Source organism: Psychrobacter sp. H26 (assembly GCF_059073035.1).
In genome coordinates, this window is the sequence record NZ_JCACRW010000001.1 from 1,443,945 (window position 1) to 1,464,169 (window position 20,225).

General features: G+C 43.9%; 16 protein-coding genes and 2 tRNA genes. 11 read left to right on the top strand and 7 right to left on the bottom strand.

Annotated elements, in window-relative coordinates:
• Window positions 1-366 carry a DMT family transporter gene (locus tag AC5JPT_RS05890; protein WP_443526030.1) on the bottom strand — a complete coding sequence of 122 codons (366 nt, stop codon included), beginning with the start codon at window positions 364-366 and terminating at the stop codon, window positions 1-3.
• A gap of 464 nt (window positions 367-830) precedes the next feature.
• On the opposite strand from AC5JPT_RS05890, the gene AC5JPT_RS05895 reads away from it, so the two are divergent.
• The 3 genes from AC5JPT_RS05895 to AC5JPT_RS05905 all read left to right on the top strand — a co-directional run bounded on the left by AC5JPT_RS05895 (window position 831) and on the right by AC5JPT_RS05905 (window position 2,551).
• Window positions 831-906, top strand: a tRNA-Asn gene (locus AC5JPT_RS05895).
• 217 nt (window positions 907-1,123) lie between these two features.
• Window positions 1,124-1,456, top strand: coding sequence for a CopG family transcriptional regulator (locus tag AC5JPT_RS05900; protein ID WP_319052189.1), 333 nt, complete (start codon window positions 1,124-1,126; stop codon window positions 1,454-1,456).
• A 363-nt stretch (window positions 1,457-1,819) separates the two neighbouring features.
• Window positions 1,820-2,551, top strand: a complete 732-nt coding sequence (locus AC5JPT_RS05905) for a hypothetical protein (protein ID WP_493857447.1) — start codon at window positions 1,820-1,822, stop codon at window positions 2,549-2,551.
• Window positions 2,552-2,651: 100 nt separating this feature from the next.
• Here AC5JPT_RS05905 and AC5JPT_RS05910 read toward each other — a convergent pair.
• The 3 genes from AC5JPT_RS05910 to AC5JPT_RS05920 all read right to left on the bottom strand — a co-directional run bounded on the left by AC5JPT_RS05910 (window position 2,652) and on the right by AC5JPT_RS05920 (window position 6,073).
• Window positions 2,652-2,742, bottom strand: a tRNA-Ser gene (locus AC5JPT_RS05910).
• A gap of 92 nt (window positions 2,743-2,834) precedes the next feature.
• The gene (locus AC5JPT_RS05915; RefSeq protein ID WP_493858435.1) at window positions 2,835-3,932 is read right to left on the bottom strand and encodes a type I glyceraldehyde-3-phosphate dehydrogenase; all 1,098 of its coding nucleotides are present in this window, start codon (window positions 3,930-3,932) and stop codon (window positions 2,835-2,837) included.
• A 200-nt stretch (window positions 3,933-4,132) separates the two neighbouring features.
• Window positions 4,133-6,073, bottom strand: coding sequence for an AAA family ATPase (locus tag AC5JPT_RS05920; RefSeq protein ID WP_493857448.1), 1,941 nt, complete (start codon window positions 6,071-6,073; stop codon window positions 4,133-4,135).
• A gap of 324 nt (window positions 6,074-6,397) precedes the next feature.
• Between AC5JPT_RS05920 and exaC the strand changes: the two genes are divergently transcribed.
• The 8 genes from exaC to AC5JPT_RS05960 all read left to right on the top strand — a co-directional run bounded on the left by exaC (window position 6,398) and on the right by AC5JPT_RS05960 (window position 16,725).
• Entirely contained in the window at window positions 6,398-7,924 is a 1,527-nt protein-coding gene (gene exaC, locus AC5JPT_RS05925; protein WP_493857449.1) for an acetaldehyde dehydrogenase ExaC, read from the top strand.
• Between the two features lie 177 nt (window positions 7,925-8,101).
• On the top strand, window positions 8,102-8,431 hold the full coding sequence (locus AC5JPT_RS05930; RefSeq protein ID WP_493857450.1) for a DUF779 domain-containing protein: 330 nt from the start codon (window positions 8,102-8,104) through the stop codon (window positions 8,429-8,431).
• 211 nt (window positions 8,432-8,642) lie between these two features.
• Window positions 8,643-10,286, top strand: coding sequence for a GMC family oxidoreductase (locus AC5JPT_RS05935; protein WP_493842731.1), 1,644 nt, complete (start codon window positions 8,643-8,645; stop codon window positions 10,284-10,286).
• Window positions 10,287-10,771: 485 nt separating this feature from the next.
• Window positions 10,772-12,412: an ABC transporter substrate-binding protein gene (locus tag AC5JPT_RS05940; RefSeq protein WP_493857451.1), complete on the top strand. Its 1,641-nt coding sequence runs from the start codon at window positions 10,772-10,774 to the stop codon at window positions 12,410-12,412.
• A gap of 199 nt (window positions 12,413-12,611) precedes the next feature.
• Window positions 12,612-13,628, top strand: a complete 1,017-nt coding sequence (locus AC5JPT_RS05945) for an ABC transporter permease (protein WP_493857452.1) — start codon at window positions 12,612-12,614, stop codon at window positions 13,626-13,628.
• 139 nt (window positions 13,629-13,767) lie between these two features.
• Complete coding sequence (locus AC5JPT_RS05950) at window positions 13,768-14,682, top strand: ABC transporter permease (protein WP_319052179.1); 915 nt, start codon at window positions 13,768-13,770, stop codon at window positions 14,680-14,682.
• Window position 14,683: 1 nt separating this feature from the next.
• On the top strand, window positions 14,684-15,757 hold the full coding sequence (locus AC5JPT_RS05955) for an ABC transporter ATP-binding protein (RefSeq protein WP_493857453.1): 1,074 nt from the start codon (window positions 14,684-14,686) through the stop codon (window positions 15,755-15,757).
• Window positions 15,754-16,725, top strand: a complete 972-nt coding sequence (locus tag AC5JPT_RS05960; RefSeq protein ID WP_443526012.1) for a peptide ABC transporter ATP-binding protein — start codon at window positions 15,754-15,756, stop codon at window positions 16,723-16,725. Before AC5JPT_RS05955 ends, AC5JPT_RS05960 begins: the two co-directional genes overlap by 4 nt.
• Window positions 16,726-16,752: 27 nt before the next feature.
• Here the strand turns inward: AC5JPT_RS05960 and AC5JPT_RS05965 are convergent, their stop codons facing one another.
• The 3 genes from AC5JPT_RS05965 to AC5JPT_RS05975 form a co-directional block, all read right to left on the bottom strand.
• The gene (locus AC5JPT_RS05965) at window positions 16,753-17,748 is read right to left on the bottom strand and encodes an NERD domain-containing protein (protein ID WP_493857454.1); all 996 of its coding nucleotides are present in this window, start codon (window positions 17,746-17,748) and stop codon (window positions 16,753-16,755) included.
• Between the two features lie 40 nt (window positions 17,749-17,788).
• Entirely contained in the window at window positions 17,789-18,538 is a 750-nt protein-coding gene (locus AC5JPT_RS05970) for a DUF3239 domain-containing protein (RefSeq protein WP_493857455.1), read from the bottom strand.
• 153 nt (window positions 18,539-18,691) lie between these two features.
• Window positions 18,692-20,035 carry a hypothetical protein gene (locus tag AC5JPT_RS05975; RefSeq protein WP_493857456.1) on the bottom strand — a complete coding sequence of 448 codons (1,344 nt, stop codon included), beginning with the start codon at window positions 20,033-20,035 and terminating at the stop codon, window positions 18,692-18,694.
• Window positions 20,036-20,225 lie beyond the last annotated feature (190 nt).

Consider the following 20,225-nt stretch of genomic DNA (forward strand, 5'->3'; position numbering starts at 1 on the left):
CTAATGCACCACAGAATTAGACAATAAGTTCATGACAACAACACCGCCAACAATCATAGCAATGCCGACTACTGCTGCCGTATCAAGGGTTTGCTTGAATAGCACCACACCCACAAGCGAGGTCAACACAATGCCTAGCCCGCCCCACAATGCATAGGCAATGCCCAGTGGTATGGTCTTGAGCGTCTGTGCCAATAAATAAAATGAGACTGTATAGAGCGCGCCCATCATGATGGTCGGCACCAGACGGGTGAACTGCTCTGACTTCATCAAAAAAGTCGTGCCAATCACTTCACATATGATGGCAATGGTCAGGTAACCGTAGGCAATTGTTGTAGGACTCATCTTTAGCACACCCGCCTTCATTCAAGCATTTACTAACAATGTACTTGTTAAATACATATTAAAGATACCGTATGGTAGGTATTTTATAGCAATACTCTAGCAATGTGAAGGCTGTCTTGCGTCTTTATTGTGTCAAATAGTGTAGTGACTGCTTTGATATTTAAAAAACCGTATATTTTTGCAGTAAATTAGCGTGCTGTTTTGATATCTATCTGAACTTGTCTGTATGCTGGACGAGATTTTTATAGATGTCCGTCATTGCTACAGCCAATTGCTACCTGTATTCGGTAAATATCAGTATCGAAATAGCTTATTTGGTAAGGGACAAACGCCTATTTTTGATAATTGTAATAATATTTCTGATTAATGGCATAATAAGGTTGACAGCCCCTAATGACTTGGCTAAAATGTGCCCCACATAACGCAAACAAGCCAAGAAATTGATTGGTAACAAAGCTAAAACGCTTAGTGTTATGACAGCTTATTCTCCAATAGCTCAGTTGGTAGAGCAACGGACTGTTAATCCGTGTGTCCCTGGTTCGAGCCCAGGTTGGAGAGCCATATACTAAAAACCTTCATCACTATTTGATGAAGGTTTTTTTATTGTTGCCTCTTTTATAGGCACTTATAATAATATTAATATGCACTTATAAGTTTAAGCGTATTGCATGGCTATAGTGTTATTTTAGGCGTTTTTGTTGTATGGTAAGATTAATTTGGATTGGGTTCGTTTTTGTTTGAGTGCTTTGCTCCTACTCACTAAAAGTAATGGTTTATTATGATACCTGTACGTATAAAAAATAAATTTTCTGATCATCCGCAAAAAATTATGCGCCCGATCAGTATTCGTTTGTCTGAAGAAATGATTGAGCTATTAGAAACAACGTCATCAGACTTAGGTTTCAAACGCATTCAAGGGCTTATTCGCTTATATATTCGCCAAGGTCTCGATCGTGACCATCAAGACTATACACTGGCTCATGATGAAGTTTTTATCGAGACACTACGCAAGCGCGGCGTGAGCCAACGTATCATTGATGAAGCTATTGTGGTTACTCACAACAATCATATCACGCACTCTTTGTCTGAGCTTCAAGACAACGATAAATAATACTCTCTATATTGAAATGAATATCGATCTGAAAACGACAGCTTGGACATCATGACTTGGCACATAAAGCCTAATAATGAGTGTCAAAAAAAAGACCACGTTTGCTGATGCGAACGTGGTCTTTTTTTGTCGATTGCTTTATCACTGTTAATGAACACTGCACCTTTTTTATTCTTGTACTCTCTTTTATTTATGCTGTTATCTGTCCTATTTAAAGGTATTCACTTTTTAGTACTTTGCACATTTTACTACCGCAGTTAGCCATAATTAAACACAACCTCTCCCTAAACGAGGTATATTAAGAAAATAGCCATCACTATTAGACAGGCTTTATCATAATAAAAATGCATAAGGGGGTGTACGATGAAAGGTTTACAGCGGCGTTTTAACAAGGCTTTGTATTTGACCATGACGGTTACGGTGCTCGCGCTTGCCTCTGGCTGCTCGTCGCCGCAAACAGATCCAAGCCAAAAAACCATACCTACTGATTCTGACCAGTGGCAAGACGAATTAGGACAAACCTTTGAACAACTACCTGCAGCCGATCAGCAAGTCCTCAGTCGCTATATGCTGCGTATGAAACTCAGCGATGCGTATGAGTCAGGTGCCATGCCGCGTACCACGATCAAGCAAGCCTTGATACAACAGCGTGAATACGAGCGCCTGCATCCTGATAATCCAACAGGTAAGAAAAGCCCTATTGTCTCTGGTGAGACAGCAAATGCGACAGCTCAGAAATACCCTGTCGCCCTGCTGCCCATCAAAACCAGTGATAGTGACAGTTTAAACCAAGTCAAAATGCAGTTTATGCTATCAAATCATGGGACAGTACCTATTGAGAGCTTCAAAGGTACGCTGACGATGCAAGACGATAACCTTGAGCAAGGCAAGAACTTCAATGTCCCTTTGATCACATTTGATCCTGCTATTGAGCCTGAGCAATCTGGAAAGATAGTCATCGATAGCAGTATCGAGGACATCAATGTCATGCGTGCGATCAAAAACACCACAGGCATGACCATTGAGATAAAAGAAGGCACCCTAGTATTAGTGGATGACCAGACCATCGAGTTTGGCAACTCATTAGCAAAATAGCTGTCCAAAGTAGACTAATAAAGACATCTATGAGATGTATGACTTAAACCTTTACAAATGCCCATAAAAAAATCCCCAATGATTGGGGATTTTTCGAATTTGGCGGAGACGGAGAGATTCGAACTCTCGAAGGGCTATTAACCCTTGTCGGTTTTCAAGACCGGTGCATTCAACCGCTCTGCCACGTCTCCATTGGTGCATCATTATATAGATATCATTTTATAATGCAAGCCCCTAATCTAAAAAAGTTCAATTAATTTTCAAATACGTTCTAATCAGATGATTATCGCTTGCTATAAGCCAGATGTAGGCACATATCTAGCAGCCTATTGGCATATCCCCACTCATTATCGTACCACGCAAAAACCTTGTACTGGTCGCCTACTTGCATGAGCTGCTGACCATCGATGATCAGCGACTCGGTCTGATGAATAAAATCACTAGAGACCAACGGCTCATCGGTATACGCCATGATGTCATGCAGATGTGCCTGACTGGCCGATTTGAGTGTCTCACGGATATCCTCAATACTGACATCTGGCGTATCAAATACAAAAGTCACATCAATGGCTGCCACATCGATAGTAGGTACACGTATCGAGTGCCCATTTATCTTGCCGACCATGGCTGGCAAGACACGCTCTGTTGCAGCGATACTACTGGACGTCGTTGGGATAATATTATAGCCAGAAGCACGTGCGCGTCTTGGGTCTCGATGCGCCTGATCGAGTACAGTCTGATCGGCAGTGACCGCATGAATCTCTGTCATCATGGCAGATCTTACACCAAATGCCTTGTCCAGTGTGTCAATCAGCGGCACCAATGCCTGCGTGGTACAAGACACGCTAGAGATAATCGGTAGCTCAAGTGTCAGCGCGTCTGTGTTGACGCCCATAACGATACAAGCGTCCACATCATCGAATGGTGCAGCACCAATAATGACCTGCTGCGCGCCTGCATTGATATGTAACATCGCCTGCTCGTAAGAGCGAAAATGACCGGTACACTCTAGTACCACATCGACGCCCAGCGACTGCCAAGATAGGTTTTGTGGATCAGGCTCTGATAGCATATTGATACAATATGTTAGATTGTTTTTGGTTAGACAAAGCTGGGTTTTGCCTCCATTATCCGCGTTACTTTCTATGATCTCAGCATCGACGCCCAATCGACTAAGGCGACCGTGTGTACTATCGAATTTTAGGAGGTGAAGCAAAATATCTGCCGGTGCCAAATCATTAATGGCGACGACATGGATAGCACGTCCCAATACCTCAAAGCGCTCTAGCAAGGCGCGCAGTACATTGCGTCCTATACGTCCAAAACCATTGATGGCGACTCTTAGTGGCTGTGAGTGCTCACCAGTCGTACGAAACGTCATCGCGATGGGATCGGAGGTCAACTGGTAAGTCGCATTAGAAAAATCAGGCATAACAAGGTATCGCTATCAAATAAGAAAGATAAAGAGTGAGCGCGGTCACTCTTGGCACGCTCTAATAGTGGGTTTGGTACTGTCGTACCATAAAATTTGCAATGACATTCTGTGCGGCAATAGATAGCTACCTGTGTAGCAACAAACACCTATGGCGTGATAAAAATCAGAGCCAAGCGAATGGTATTGTAGTCGATGCTCTGCTTGAGATGATCAAATATGGGGCGCAGCTTGATACTGCCATCATCATTGAAGTCATTTGGGTTGTTAGCGACCTTGATGGCGACATACGCATTGCCTACAGCTGTCATCACTTCATCGTCTGGACGCAGATGATCACAGGCAAGGCTGGGGTCTTGTGATTTTAGCTCACCGATATGACGCATGATGGTTGATTGTGACAGCTGACGCGCTTGTGAGATCTCTGCTATGGTCAGACTCTCCTCTAACAGCACTCTAGTCGCAAGCAAAGTACTCTCTGATTTATCAGAGACTTGATTGCCTAATTTTTGTTTTTTGTCTATTTGCGCTTGCTGCTGCTCGCGGCGCTTTTTTTGCAGCGCCGCATAGGCATCAATGACAGATTTACTCAGCGTTCCACCTGATTTTAAAACAAACTTCTTGTGTGCCTGCTGCATACTCTCCTCATCCAGCATGGCGTAGTTGACATCTGCCTCCGCAGACAGCACTAAGAATCGCTTGTCTGCCCCACGTGCTAGCGGGTCAAGTTGCAGACTCATGTCATTCATACCGAGCAGCTGTAACCCTGCCAGTGACTTGAGTCGTGACAATGCTACGTAGCCTTGACCCAACTCAAAGGTGCGTGACAGATCAATTTCAGCTGCATCAAGGGTCATGCCCTGTGATTTGTGAATCGTAATCGCCCATGCCAGACAGAGCGGAACTTGCAAGTAGCTTGCCAGCACATCGCCCGTTTCATCTTCGATGATCCATTCTTCAGGTTCAGCGATGACTTCACGTCCTGAGTTGAGCCGCACCACAGGCATTTTTTGCGTGGTTGTTTTCTTTGTTTTTGGTTTTTCTTTATCTTTCTTAGCAGTGGACTTCTTACTTTTTGTCGTTTTTTCGCCAGCAGCATCTTCATCAATGTCATCGCTGCTATCGTCTTCGATTAACGCATCATCATTTGCCTTACCATCATCAATCTTAACCGCTGCAAAACCGATCAGCTCACCCATCGTACCGTTAGAGACACCAAGCTCGGCATTGTTTTTGATAAACATGACCTTTGCACCAACTTTGAGGGTCAGCTCATCTTGAGTCCGTACGGTCTTTTTTAGGGTTTCAACCAGCTTACTGTCGCCTGTGGCAGTCGCCTCAAAGCGCATCGTCTCTCCCTCTAAAGAAGCAAGCTCTTTGTCATTGATTTTGTTGACATTGAGATTGTGCGTGTACAGACGCGTACGCTTGATATCGACGCTTTGATCATAAGTCGCCTCCAACGCCGCAATCGCCTCAAAGGTCACTTCTTGACGACGGATTTGGTTAAGGATATCGTCCAAATCTAGTCCGCCATTGGCCGCTTCGCTAACCTGTCTGTGTTGCTCTGATAGATAGCAAATATGAAATTTGGCATCGAGCCATGCCTCAGACATAAACGCGAACTTTTCACGATTGCTTTCGCCCTTGCTACCGATGGGCGGCAACTGAAAGAAGTCCCCTGCGACTACCACCTGAATACCACCAAAGGCTTTGTCAGTTTTGCGAATGTGCTTGAGCACTTGGCTGACTAGATTGAGCTGCTTGGCATGTAGCATCGATATCTCATCGATGACCAATACTGCCGTATCTTTTAGTCTGTCTGCCAAGAACTGCTTGCGTGATAAGGTGGTTAAATCCCGATCCGTCAGCTCATCTTTGATACCGATACCTGACCAGCTATGAATCGTTGTGCCATTCATATGTGTGGCTGCAATACCCGTACTTGCCGTTACCGCGACGGACACACGGCGTGCGCGCAAATAGTCGATGTATTGGTTGAGCGTATAAGTCTTGCCTGAGCCTGCTGAGCCAGTCAAAAAGACGTTTTGACCTGTTTTTAGGATATCAAGAGCAGAAGATTGACGCATAGACCCAAACCAACCAATATTATGAAAAAGAATAGTATACATACAAGGCTGCCACGGTTAACCCAATAACCATAGCCAGCCAAAATCGATGCTCACAATTATAGCAGCTGCAACCACTTTGCGGACTACTTTCACCCGCTCATATCACATAACTTAAAGTTATGTGATACAAAATATATCATTATAAAAAGTCATTATCGTTCTGCAAAAAAGCTCAGTACGATAGGATGATAACTTGGTTAGGAAGACCAAGGATTATTTTTAAATGGCCCTACACCAGTGACCATATTTTAGATAACCATAATACACAACAAGGAGTGGTTAATGTTATACGCTTATCCCAATACTGAAGACAGTCCCGTTCAATTCCGCGAAAAATACGACAACTTTATCAATGGTGAGTGGACGCCTCCTATCGATGGTGAGTACTTTGATAACTCCAGCCCAATCGATGGTAAAACCTTCTGTCAGATTGCCCGTTCGAAAGAAGCCGATGTAGAAGCGGCATTAGATGCAGCTCACGCAGCAAAAGAAGCCTGGGGCAAAACAAGTGTCACTGAACGCTCCAATATGTTACTCAAACTTGCTGACGGTATCGAAGCCAACCTAGAAGCCATCGCAATCGCCGAAAGTTACGAAAACGGTAAACCTGTACGTGAGACCCTCGCCGCTGATATTCCAATCGCCATTGACCATTTGCGTTATTTTGCTGGCGTTATCCGCGCACAAGAAGGCGGCATCAGTCAGATTGATGAAGATACGGTTGCCTATCACTTTCATGAGCCACTAGGTGTCGTCGGTCAAATCATTCCTTGGAACTTCCCTATTCTCATGGCAATTTGGAAAATTGCCCCAGCACTAGCGGCGGGCAACTGTATCGTCCTCAAGCCTGCTGAGCAAACTCCTGCTTCTGTCCTATATATGCTTGAATTGATAGGGGTAGCTGATATTCTGCCTAAAGGCGTACTAAACGTCGTCAACGGCTTCGGTGTTGAAGCCGGCAAGCCTATCGCTTCTAACCCACGTATCGATAAAGTCTCCTTCACTGGTGAGACTACGACTGGCCGCTTAATCATGCAGTATGCCAGCGAAAATATCATTCCGGTGACGCTAGAGCTGGGCGGCAAAAGTCCAAATATCTTCTTTGCTGATATTATGGATGAAGACGATGACTTCTTGGACAAAGCGGTCGAAGGTCTGGTGATGTTTGCCCTAAACCAAGGCGAAGTCTGTACCTGTCCCTCACGCGCGCTCGTTCACGAAAGCATCTATGATGAATTTATGAAACGCTGTATCGCTCGCGTCAAAGCCATCAAAATGGGCAATCCGCTTGATACCGATACCATGATTGGCGCACAAGCCAGCTCAGATCAATTAGAAAAAATCCTTTCTTATCTGGATATCGGCAAAAAAGAAGGTGCAAAAGTCCTGGTAGGTGGTGAGCTCGCCAAACATGATGGCGATATGGCAAACGGTTATTACGTACAGCCCACTATTTTTGAGGGCACCAATGACATGCGTGTGTTCCAAGAAGAAATCTTTGGTCCTGTACTCGCTGTCACTACTTTCAAAGACGATGAAGAAGCGATGACGCTTGCTAATGATACTTTGTACGGTCTCGGCGCTGGTATCTGGACACGTAATGGTACTCGCGCTTATCGTTTTGGCCGTGGCATCCAAGCCGGCCGCGTATGGACCAATTGCTATCACCTCTATCCTGCACATTCAGCATTTGGCGGTTACAAGCAATCTGGTATTGGCCGCGAAAACCATCTGATGATGCTCGATCATTACCAGCAGACCAAAAACATGCTGGTGTCGTACAGCCCTAAAGCGATGGGTTTTTTCTAAGCAGATTTTGACAACTCTTAATTTGTGACCATGCTAAAACAAGCATAAAAAATGCAATCTGTCGCAAGGTAGGTTGCATTTTTGCTTTAATAAACAATTAAAGTGCTGTTTTTGATAATTTATAGACTGGTCATTTATAGAACGGTAATTTATAGATAGAGGAAATATGAGGAGTTAATGATGAAAATTATGGCAACAGAAGCGTGTGAGGCGTTGATTGCGCTATTGAAGTCCAAGCACGGTGAGCTGATGTTTCACCAATCAGGTGGCTGCTGTGATGGTAGCTCGCCGATGTGTTATCCACTAGGAGAGTTTAAGGTAGGCGGTCAAGATGTGCTGGTTGGCAAGCTTGCTGGCTGTCCATTTTATATGGGCAAAGCACAGTACGATCTGTGGCAGCATACTGATCTGACTATCGATGTGGTCAATGGGCGCGGTGCGAGTTTTTCATTAGAGATCCCTGAAGGCAAGCGCTTCATCGTACGCTCAGAGATCTGTTCGGTATGAGACTATTCGGGACAAGATGAAAGGTTATTTGAAACAAGACAATATGGCATCAGTACTACGCCATGCACCCTGTGCTGCCCCATGGGCGGTTATACCCTACTGATATACACAGACACCGCCGAGTCATTTTTATTTTATTATTTCAGCAAAATAATAGATACTGTAAAGCATAGCCTATTTTAATTAGCATGGATGCTATAAGGAATATAAAATGGAATTTGACAAAACATTTGATTACGTCATTGTGGGCGGTGGCTCGGCAGGTTGTGTACTTGCAAGCCGTCTGACCGAAAACCCAGATATCAGTGTCTGCTTATTAGAGTACGGCGGTGATGGGAAAGATCTGGCTGTACGCGTACCTGCCGGACTGATTCTGATGGTGCCGGGCAAGCCGCTCAAACTGAACAACTGGTGCTTTCATACCACGCCCCAAAAGCATCTTAATAACCGTAAAGGTTTTCAACCACGTGGGCAATGCCTAGGCGGTTCATCAGCAATCAATGCCATGATCTACACACGCGGCAGCAAACTAGATTACGAGCGCTGGGTAGAAGAAGGCTGTACTGGCTGGGGGTTTGATGATGTGCTTCCTTACTTTATAAAAGCTGAAAACAACGTCCATGGTAGCGATGACTTACATGGCGATGGTGGACCACTGCATGTCAGCGATCTGCTCAGCCCGCGAGACATCTCAAAGGCTTTTGTCGAGGCGGCTATAGCGAACGGTTTGGACCATAACAAAGACTTCAATAGCGAAAAACAAGACGGTGCAGGGTTATATCAGGTCACCCACTTCCATGGTGAAAAACAAGGCCAACGCTGCTCCGCGGCTGCCGCCTATCTACATCCCGTACAAAACCGCTCAAACCTAACTGTCATCACACATGCCCAAGCCAATCGTGTCATTATTGAAGACGATCAAGCGACTGGTGTTGTCTACGAAAAAGACGGCGTAGAACACACGGTTCTGGCACGTCACGAAGTTCTCTTGTCAGGTGGTGCATTCGGTTCACCTAAGGTCCTTATGCTCTCAGGTATTGGTCCCGCCGAGCATTTACAGTCTCATGGTATTGAGGTCATAGTAGATGCCCCTGAAGTTGGCGGTAATTTACAAGACCATCTAGATGTGGTCTTTGATTACGAGGTCAATACCACGGATGTCATCGGTATCGGTATAGCAGCACTCTCGACATTGACCAAAAGCATTCGCCAATGGAGAAAGGACGGTACAGGCATACTCTCTACTAACTATGCAGAAGCAGGTGCGTTCTTTAGTGTGGGTGATGCGCCAAAAGAGTGGCCAAACACTCAGCTGCATTTTGTCATCTCACGTGTGATTGAGCATGGTCGAGACCTCAGACGTGGCTATGCGGTCTCTTGCCATAGCTGCTACTTACGACCTGAGAGTCGCGGTACGGTAAGACTGGACTCAGCGGACCCCTCTGCTGCCGTCTTGATCGATCCAAACTACCTCTCACATCCAAAAGACGTTGAGCAGATGGTGGCAGGCGCCGAGCGTACTCGAGCCATCATGCAAGAGTCAGCACTCGCCAAGTATATTACAGAAGACTACCCTGCCCCCTATCTCGAAAAAGATGGCATGCTCGGCTATATCCGCAATAAATCTGACACCATCTACCATCCAGTAGGCACCTGCCGGATGGGCTCAGATGATAGCTCGGTGGTTGACTTGGCGCTAAAAGTGCGCGGTGTAAAAGGACTACGGGTCATTGATGCCTCAGTGATGCCAACGCTTATCAGTGCCAACACCAATGCACCGACGATTATGATTGCCGAAAAAATAGCAGACCTTATCAAGGCAACTCATGATCATGCCAAAAATATCTCTGCATAAAATATAGCCAAAGATAATGTCGTCACATAGATAATTACCTTAAAAACATGTCATAACTGGTTACGTCAGATGCACGTAACCAGTTTATTTCTCGTCGTCTGTATTTAGTAAAAAATCATATAACACTGGATCTTAATCACTTTTTGGCACAAATTAGATGTATAGACAAAAATCAATAAAATTTAGCATATTCTACTAAATTCGTGCTATTGACAGCATAATGATGCAATTATTATCAAAATTAGTTCATTTATAGCTTGCACTACTGCAGATTAAGGGAGTATATTCGAACGACTTGTTTATATTTTTAGTTTCTATCGATATAAATTAAAGTTATAACAACCCATAATATGTTTCTTTTTGTATATACGAAAATATATAAATAAACATTCCAAGGTCATCAAACGCTTGCTCATGATATCCATAGTTGAACACCGCTATCTGGATATCATAAGTGACTACCTATCACTACATAGGATGTAATAATGCAAAAATCTCTCTTTAAACTTACCCTGTTGACGACACTCATCTTAGGCGTTAGTGCCTGTAGTGGAGACAATAAAACCACTGATGACTCTGCTGCCAGCTCTGATGCAAAAGCTGCCAAGACTTTGCTTTATTGTTCAGAAGGTAGCCCTGCTGGTTTTGATCCGGCGCAGTATACTTCGGGTACAGATTTTGATGCGAGTGCATTCCCTATTTATAACGGTTTGGTAGAGTTTAAAAGAGCGGAAACTGAGATTCAGCCAGGGTTGGCTGAGAGCTGGGAGATTAGCGATGATGGCAAAACCTATACGTTCAACCTACGTAAAGGCGTTAAATTTGGTAAGACTGATTACTTTACCCCGACTCGCGATTTCAATGCCGACGACATTGTCTTTACGCTAGAGCGTATCACCGACCCAGACTTTGAATTTAATAAATCTTATCCTGCTGAATTCCCTTATTCTGTTGGCATGGGGCTACCTGATATTATCTCTGATATCGAAAAGGTCGATGACTACACGGTAAAAATCACCCTGAGCGAAACCAACGCCCCATTTTTGCAGAACCTAGCGATGCCATTCGCTTACATCAACTCTGCTGAATATGCCAACACACTGATGGAAGCTGGTAATGCCGCTGATATCAATACCAAACCTGTTGGTACAGGACCATTTGTCTTTACCTCTTATCAAAAAGACGCACAAATTCGTTATACCAAAAACCCAGACTACTGGAATAAAGACGATATTCATATCGATAATCTTGTGTTTGTTATCACTAAAGACTCAGCAGTCCGTGCTCAAAAAGTACAAGCTGGTGAGTGTCATGTATCGGCCTATCCAAAACCTGCCGAGATTGAATCTGTCAAACAGTCTGGCAAGGCCACGGTTCTCGACCAACCTGGTTTCAACGTGGGCTATGTTGGTTACAACGTTGAAAAACCTCAGCTTAGTGATCTAAGAGTCCGTCAGGCATTAGATATGGCTGTGAATAAAGACGCGATTATCAACGCGGTTTATCAAAGCGAAGGTCTCAAAGCGACCAACCCAATGCCACCAACACAGTGGGGCTATGACGAGTCTCTAAAAGACGCACCTTATGACGTCGAAAAAGCAAAGGCCCTGATTAAAGAAGCTGGTGCAGACAATCTTTCTATCGACCTATGGTATATGCCAGTCCAACGACCATATAACCCAAATGCCAAGCTGATGGCTGAGATGCTACAAGCAGATTGGGCTAAGATCGGTGTCGATACCAAGCTGGTCACTTATGAGTGGGGCGAGTACCTCAAGCGCGCTGCTAAAGGCGAGCCTGATGTCATTTTAGCTGGCTGGACCGGTGATAATGGTGACCCAGACAACTGGCTAGGCTCATTACTGTCTTGTGACGCGGTCGGTGGCAATAACTACTCACGCTGGTGTAACAAAGACTTTGATAACTTAGTGACCAATGCCCGTCAGATCAATAATCAAGACGAGCGTGTCGCTGAATACGAGCAAGCACAGCAAATCTTCAAAGAACAACTTCCTTGGACGACAATGGCACACTCGGTCGTAACCGTATTCACTGCACCAAACGTCGTCGACTATAAGATTAGCCCACTTGGCTCAATACGCTTCGATGGCGTAAAAGTTGAATAACCTTGGCTGATTACGTCCTTGTATGACAAGCACTCTTAATTCATTAATATTTGTATTTATTGATATTCGGCTGGGTCAGATACTCTGCCCCGGCCGCACTTATATGAATGATATCAATAATATGGGTTGAATGCTTGGTCACGAATACGCTCATCACTGCTAATACTCTAATCATTGAACCACAACTATTGAGCAGCCCATGCTACTTTATATTCTGCGTCGCATCGCCATCCTAATACCTGTCTATCTTGGTCTCACCCTATCCACCTTTACTCTAATTCGCCTCGTCCCTGGAGATGCAGTCGAGATTATGATGGGTGAGCGTATGGTCGACCCTGAGCTACACGCTCGCGCGCTAGAGAGACTGGGACTAGATAAACCCCTCATCGCCCAGTATTGGGACTACCTAACGGGTATTTTGACAGGTGATTTCGGTCAGTCCTTCCGTACCCGTACCCCTGTACTGCAAGACTTCTTTGCACACTTTGTGCCCACGTTAGAGCTGGCGCTATGCGCTATTATCATTGCTAGCGTCGTTGGGATAAGTTTGGGTATTTTTGCAGCGCTACGCCGCGGCACATGGATTGACTACACACTCATGTCAGGGGCACTGGCAGGCTATTCTATGCCCATTTATTTGCTGGGGCCTATTTTGACTGGCATATTTGCCCACTACCTAGGACTTTTACCTGTCGCCGGGGTGATCTCTGTCGCACAGTTTTTGGATGTGCAGCCGCTATATGGCTCATGGCTACTCGGTTCCCTGACATCAGGCGAGCCTGGTGCGTTCTGGAACGTGGTCAAACACTTCATCCTGCCTTCTATTGCGCTATCGACCATTCCGTTAGCGATGATAGCGCGGATGACGCGCTCTGCGATGCTAGAGGTGTTAGATGAAGACTATGTACGTACCGCGCGTGCCAAAGGCTTGTCACCGCGCCGCGTGATACTGGTACACGTCATGCGTAATGCGTTAATCACTGTCGTTACAGTTGTTGGCTTACAGATGGCAACATTGCTCGCGGGTGCGATCATTACCGAGACAATCTTTAGTTGGCCAGGTGTTGGCAACTGGTTACTCGATGGGTTCTTCACACGTGACTACCCAATTGTACAAAACGGTATTCTACTGGTCGCCACTGCCCTGATTTTGGTCAGTTTATTTATTGATATTTTGTATGGTCTGATCAACCCACGCATTCGACATACGTCTTAATTCAACAGTGATAAATACACATATTATAAATAGTGAGGATTAGCGCTTATTTGGTTTTAAAGGTTTGTAGTAAATTTCTAATGATTGTTAGAAAAAGAAGCCTAAAAATCCAATGCACTAGCCACTATAGGAACTGCTCATGAAGCCTTCTGTTCTCCCCTCCGATGTCAAGCTTATGGCCGCCACACCGCCATCCTCTTGGCAACTATTTTTGTCGACGTTTTGCCGAAACAAAGGCGCGGTGCTTGGTTTTATCGTACTGGCACTAATGGTGCTTGTTGCCATACTCGCGCCCGCCATTGCACCCCATGACCCTTATGAGCTATTTACCGGTCAAGAGCAATTGCCCCCTGCTTTTTTGGATGGTGGCAATACGATGTTTTGGCTAGGTACTGATGATGCTGGCCGAGATACCTTGTCGCGAGTGATGTATGGCGCGCGTTATTCACTGTTTATCGGTTTGAGCGCGACCACCCTTGCTATGCTGGTCGGTATTTCTTTAGGACTTAGTGCTGCATTTTGGCCAAAGGTTTGGGGCAAGGCGGTCATGCTGGTTAATGATATTTTGATGTCCTATCCCAGCTTGCTTTTGGCCATCATTATTGCCGCTATCTTAGGCCCATCTATGACCAATACGATTATCACGATTGCACTGGTCTGTACACCGCCCTTTATTCGTCTGACTCGCGCCACTGCGATGGTAGAGCTACAGCGTGAGTACTTTATTGCCTCACAAGTCATGGGTGCTGGCGTACTGCGTCTACTGTTCGTGACCATTCTACCCAACTGTATGGCACCGCTTATCGTGCAGGCAACGATGATCTTCTCCTCTGCTATCTTAGAAGCAGGTGCGATTGGTTTCTTAGGCTTTGGCGTACAGCCACCAGATGCTGAATGGGGCGCGATGCTCGGTACGGCTCGTCAGTATATTCAAAGTAATGTTTGGCTCGCTATTTGGCCAGGTGTCGCTATTTTCTTAGCAGCATTGTCGATCAACTTGACGGGTGATGGCTTGCGTGACGCGCTAGACCCTAAACTCAAACAGGTGACCTAACATGACTGAATCATTACTTAAAACACCTACCAACCACACGTCTATGAATGGCGCATCAACAAAAGACTCACCGTTGCTGTTAGATATCGAAAATCTGTCAGTCACTTTTGGACAAGGTGTGCGTGCCTTTCGCGCAGTGGATGATGTGTCGTTAAAAATTACTCAAGGTGAGGTCATCGCTGTCGTAGGAGAGTCTGGCTCAGGTAAGTCGGTCACGATGATGGCGCTGATGGGACTACTGTCACCGTCTGCCACCGTGCGTGCTCAGCGGGTGATGTTTGATGGTAAAGACATGCTCGGTATGCCGCCGAAACAGAGACGCGGCATCGTTGGTAAAGACATCTCTATGATCTTTCAAAACGCCATGTCTTGTCTTAATCCAAGCTTTACCGTTGAAATGCAATTGGGTGAAGTTCTGCGCAAGCATCTTGGTTTGCGCGGCGCCGCCGTACAAACACGTATATTAGAGCTGTTAGAACTGGTCGAGATGCCTGACGCCAAAAACCGTCTCAAGGTCTATCCGCATCAACTATCAGGGGGAATGAGTCAGCGAGTCATGATTGCGATGGCGCTTGCTTGTGAGCCAAAACTACTGATCGCCGATGAACCGACCACTGCGCTTGATGTCACTGTACAAGCGCAGATCATGGACTTACTGAGCCGTTTGCAACGTGAAAAACAAATGGCGATGGTACTAATCACTCATGATTTGGGTCTGGTCGCTCAAAACTCGCGTGATGTCGCGGTTATGTATGCGGGACAAGTGGTTGAAACCAGTACCGTGCCAGAGATTTTTCAACATCCTGCACACCCTTATACAGAGGCGCTATTACAAGCCATCCCTGAGCTGGCTATCGGTCAGGACCGTCTGAATAGCTTACCAGGGGTTGTGCCCAGTCAATACGATCGCCCAACGGGTTGCCTATTGTCTCCACGCTGCCCGTATAAAGAATCCGCGTGTGATGTGCCACCGCCTATTTTGGATACACCAAATGGTAAGGTACGCTGTATTCATGCTGATCCTTCTTCTCGCACGTCTACCTCTCACACTGCTACTTTGGAGTCACAAGTATGAGTAATAAAGTGGTTTTAAAAGCAGACAATTTACACAAGCATTACCCAGTATCACAAGGTCTGGGCAAAGCAAAAGCATACGTGAAAGCGCTCAATGGTGTCTCATTTGAACTTGAAGCTGGTAAGACACTGGCAGTTGTTGGTGAGTCAGGCTGTGGCAAATCAACCCTTGCCCGCCAGCTAACATTGATCGAAGCGCCTACGCAGGGCGAGCTATTTATCAATGATGAAGGCACTACCGGCTATAGTAGAAAGGCGCTAAAAGAGTTGCGTACTGAAATACAAATGGTCTTCCAAAACCCGTATGGGAGCTTGAACCCACGCCACACCATTGGCTATCAATTGACTGAACCATTGGATATTCATACCAAACTGTCCAAAGAAGAGAAGCGCGACAAGATCAACGAGATGATGAGAAACGTGGGTCTACGTCCTGAACATGCAGGTCGTTTTCCGCATATGTTTTCAGGTGGTCAACGGCAGCGAATTGCCCTCGCCCGCGCCATGATGCTCAATCCAAAAATCGTCGTCGCTGATGAGCCAACTTCCGCGCTCGATGTGTCCATTCAAGCGCAAGTCTTGAATCTATTTATGGACTTGCAGGATGAATATCGTACTGCCTACGTCTTTATCTCGCACAATCTATCGGTCGTACGTCATGTTGCTGATGATGTGATGGTGATGTATTTGGGTCAAGCCGTCGAGCACGGCCCCAAAGAAGCCATTTATAATGCGCCAAAACATCCGTATACCATCGCGTTACTGGCAGCTGCACCCACGGTAAATGGACATAAAAACGATCTAACGTTACAAGGTGAGTTACCAAGTCCACTCAACCCGCCAAGTGGCTGCGCTCTGCATAAACGCTGCCCCTATGCCAAGCAGCAATGTAGCGAAGTAGAGCCACAACTGCGCGAATGGGATGGTCGACTGGTGGCTTGTCTACGCTTAGAAGAGATATATGGTTAAGGTGACTAAGGTTAGGATGATTAACGACTAATCAATATTCACTACGCCGCGACATTTAGGAAATTGGCTACAACCAAAAAAGGTCTGACCTGGATTCAGGCCTTTTTTTGCTACTCTCTTAATCATTTCACCGTTACATCTTGGACAAGTTGGTGTTTGGACGAGATTAGCGGTATTATCTGCCGCTTTAAGTATCGCAGGTTTATTCACTTTTGGCTCAGATTCTACAATCTCAAATGGCGTCACAAACACTTTATTGGCCATATCATGCGGCATACTGGTATGTGGTGTAATTGTTTGCTTGGTTTCCAGATTATTAACGGGTAACTCGCTAGATTCAATTTCAGTTTGACCAGACCATCGATGCACTTCTCTACTTTTTAGGATAGTTCTATCAACGGTTTCTTTTATTATAGGCTCAGGTGCGGGATTATCAGTACTCTCGCTTGGGTTACCATGCTTATCTTTTAGATAGGCTTTGTGCTGGCGTTTGGTGCGCCACGATTTGCTAAATCTATTGCTTTCTATCTGTTCAACGATAGATGTGACCTCGTCTTCAGTGAGTAGCTTATCTTGTTTCTTCTTTACATACGACACTATGCCACTGGTCAATACATGTTCGGGTAGCTCATCACGGGTTTTCAACTCACATTCACCGATAAAAGCAATCATCGAATGAAAGTAGCTCAGCTCCAATCCCAACAAATCAGCCAGTGTCTTTATGTGCAAATAGTTTTGGCGCAATGGGTTTTGGAATTTGAATTTACTTCCATTTGGGAATGATTGCGTCCACTGTCTTTGCTTCTCGCTACCATATATCCAGCCTTTATAGTTTTTGGTTTCAATGACAAAGATGCCGTATACAGAAACGATAATATGATCGATTTGGGTACTACCGCCATTGGCTAATGGCAAAGTAATACCGTTTAATCTATGGTAAACATCTTTTTCAAGCTTAAGCCACATGGCGACGTTGATAACGGTTTCACCTAGGAAACCTTTAAAGCTGGATTTTAGGGACATTGTAGATTTCTCGAGAAATAACTCATTAGGTTGATACCCGTTAAATGAAAATCTTTAGCCCATATAAAATAGCTATAAATACCATTACGCTAATTACAATCTTCATTAGATTAATTCGTCCACCTCCTCCTTCAAGTTCAATACTACTCAAAATACTTAGAGAGTCATTCAATTGCTCATTCCAATTACTCTGTTCTTTATCAACATGATATAAACCTGGCTTATATGGCTTCTCTAATTCTAATAAATATTTTTCCAATTCCTCCCACTGTTCGTTCGAATAACTTTGCATAGCTAACTTTATTATCTTTGCATCATTAGTTGCGTAGGATAAAGGAATAGGGTTGAAGTCTAGCCAATGTGCTAAATCGTCATTAGTTGAGGCAGTATAGAGCGCAACTGTTGGTACTCTATCGCCAACAGACACATTTTTTAATGAAGTACATTTCATTATTTTGACTACTGGGAAATGACCGTAACCTTTAGTTAAATTTGTATTAACTGCAATGAGAGTAGGATAAGTATCTACAACAATACCTCCATTTGAATCTCCACTTAGAAAATGCTCCTTTTTATTTACCCAGTAATAAAGGTTCATCACTACTGCAATAACAGTAACTAAGAAATACATAACATCGATGACCATCGTAGCTAATAATGAGCAAATTAGAAATAGTGTCAATAAGCTTACGAACATTTTATTATGACAAAACCATACCCATTTATTTAGCTCTGTATTACCGGGATTTGAAGCAATGCTATTGTCATCGACTGTATAATTATTGCTCATTTAATATCTCGCTCATCAAACCGCTCATCAAACTTGGTATGCAACTAAAAAGAGCTATTAGACTACTCTAACGGCTCTCTTATAAACTAAAAATTTAGTTTATGCTTAAATTACAGTAAACTCTTTATAGACATAACAATCTCAGATATATAGTTAGTCATAATAAGACTCTTTAATCATATCTGCGGTATATCTAGCATTCACTTTATTCAATAAACTAGTCGCAGTAGGAGCTCTATTATTAGATAATCCAAAATCTATAAATGTTGGCATATTAAACTTTAGTGGGACGCTTCCTTCATAGCTGTAAGTAATCTCTTGGTTGATTTTTCCATTTTGACTAACATCTACTAGAGTTTTAGTTAAGTATCCTGCATTATTATATTCAGCTTTATTAGTAACATTCTGAACGTTAGCTCTAAACCCTTCATATGTTTCCGTAGCACTAGTCGCTAAGCCTAAATTATTATAAGAAACTTCAATATCGATAACAGATGGTTCGTCATTAGTTGTCTTTCTAATAATATTTTTTTGATTATCATAGCTATAGGTAACAGCTCGAACACTTCCATAATCGATTGAGCTATCAACAACTTTTGTAACATTACCTTGATTATCGTAGCTGAGCTCTAAAGTATTACGCAATTCTCTAACATCATTATTAGTATTTTCATCAACTCTTACAAAAGATAGAGCAGACTTAGCTAGGTAATTATTAATATTAAAAGTTATATCTTCAACTCTGTCTATACTACCGTCGTTATATTCATCCGTCTCAATTTTTTCTAACTGATTAGAGCTATTATAAGTATATGTTCTTGTTGAATTATAGAAAAACCTCGAATCACTTGAATCCTTTTCTACTATCTGTTCGATATTACCGTTTGAATTATATTGATAAGTTACTGTTCTCTCAAAAATACTATCTCTATCAGAATTAGTATTGAACTCAGTTAGCTGACCTTTTTGATCATATACCCATACTTCGATACCATCATTTCGCTTATCGAGACCACGGGTTTGTTCGCGGCGAATTAGGCGATCTTTATTGTCGTAAGTAAACTGCGTTGAGGTATTAGCTCGATCAGGATTGCTAGATGATAGGTATTCTTGCTCAACCAGCTGATTTTTGCCATTAAAGTAAAAACTTTCAGTTGCATTTATATAGCCAAAACCGTCTCCTTTATAAGATTTAGTGCTGATGCCAGCAATAGTGGCATCCAAGGGTCTTGCATCTTTCTCGTTTTCAACGCCATCACCATCAACGTCTAAATCGCAGTCGTCAATGATTCCATCTTTATCTAAATCAGCTTGTCCAGAATTACTAGCGGTAACGTCTTTACATTTGTCACTAGGCGTAGTGACAGGCGGTTTATCAGGATTGTCATTACTCTGACTATCAGAATCAGAGCCTCCACCACAAGCCGTTAACGAAGTCGCGAGAAAAGCAATAGCAATGGCAGAGCTTGATTTTTTGATGGAATGGATGCTTGGCATGTAAGGACTCGCTTAAGAGGGTTGTTTAGTAGTTCATGCTATATACCAAACCACGTGTATTTGTTACATATTACAAACTTAAAATAACTTTTTATAACAAATATGATTATAGATTTTTATGAAAGCTAGTCAACATATTTTTATAGATTAAACAATAAAAAAAGCCACCAGATTTTTCCGGCAGCTCTTT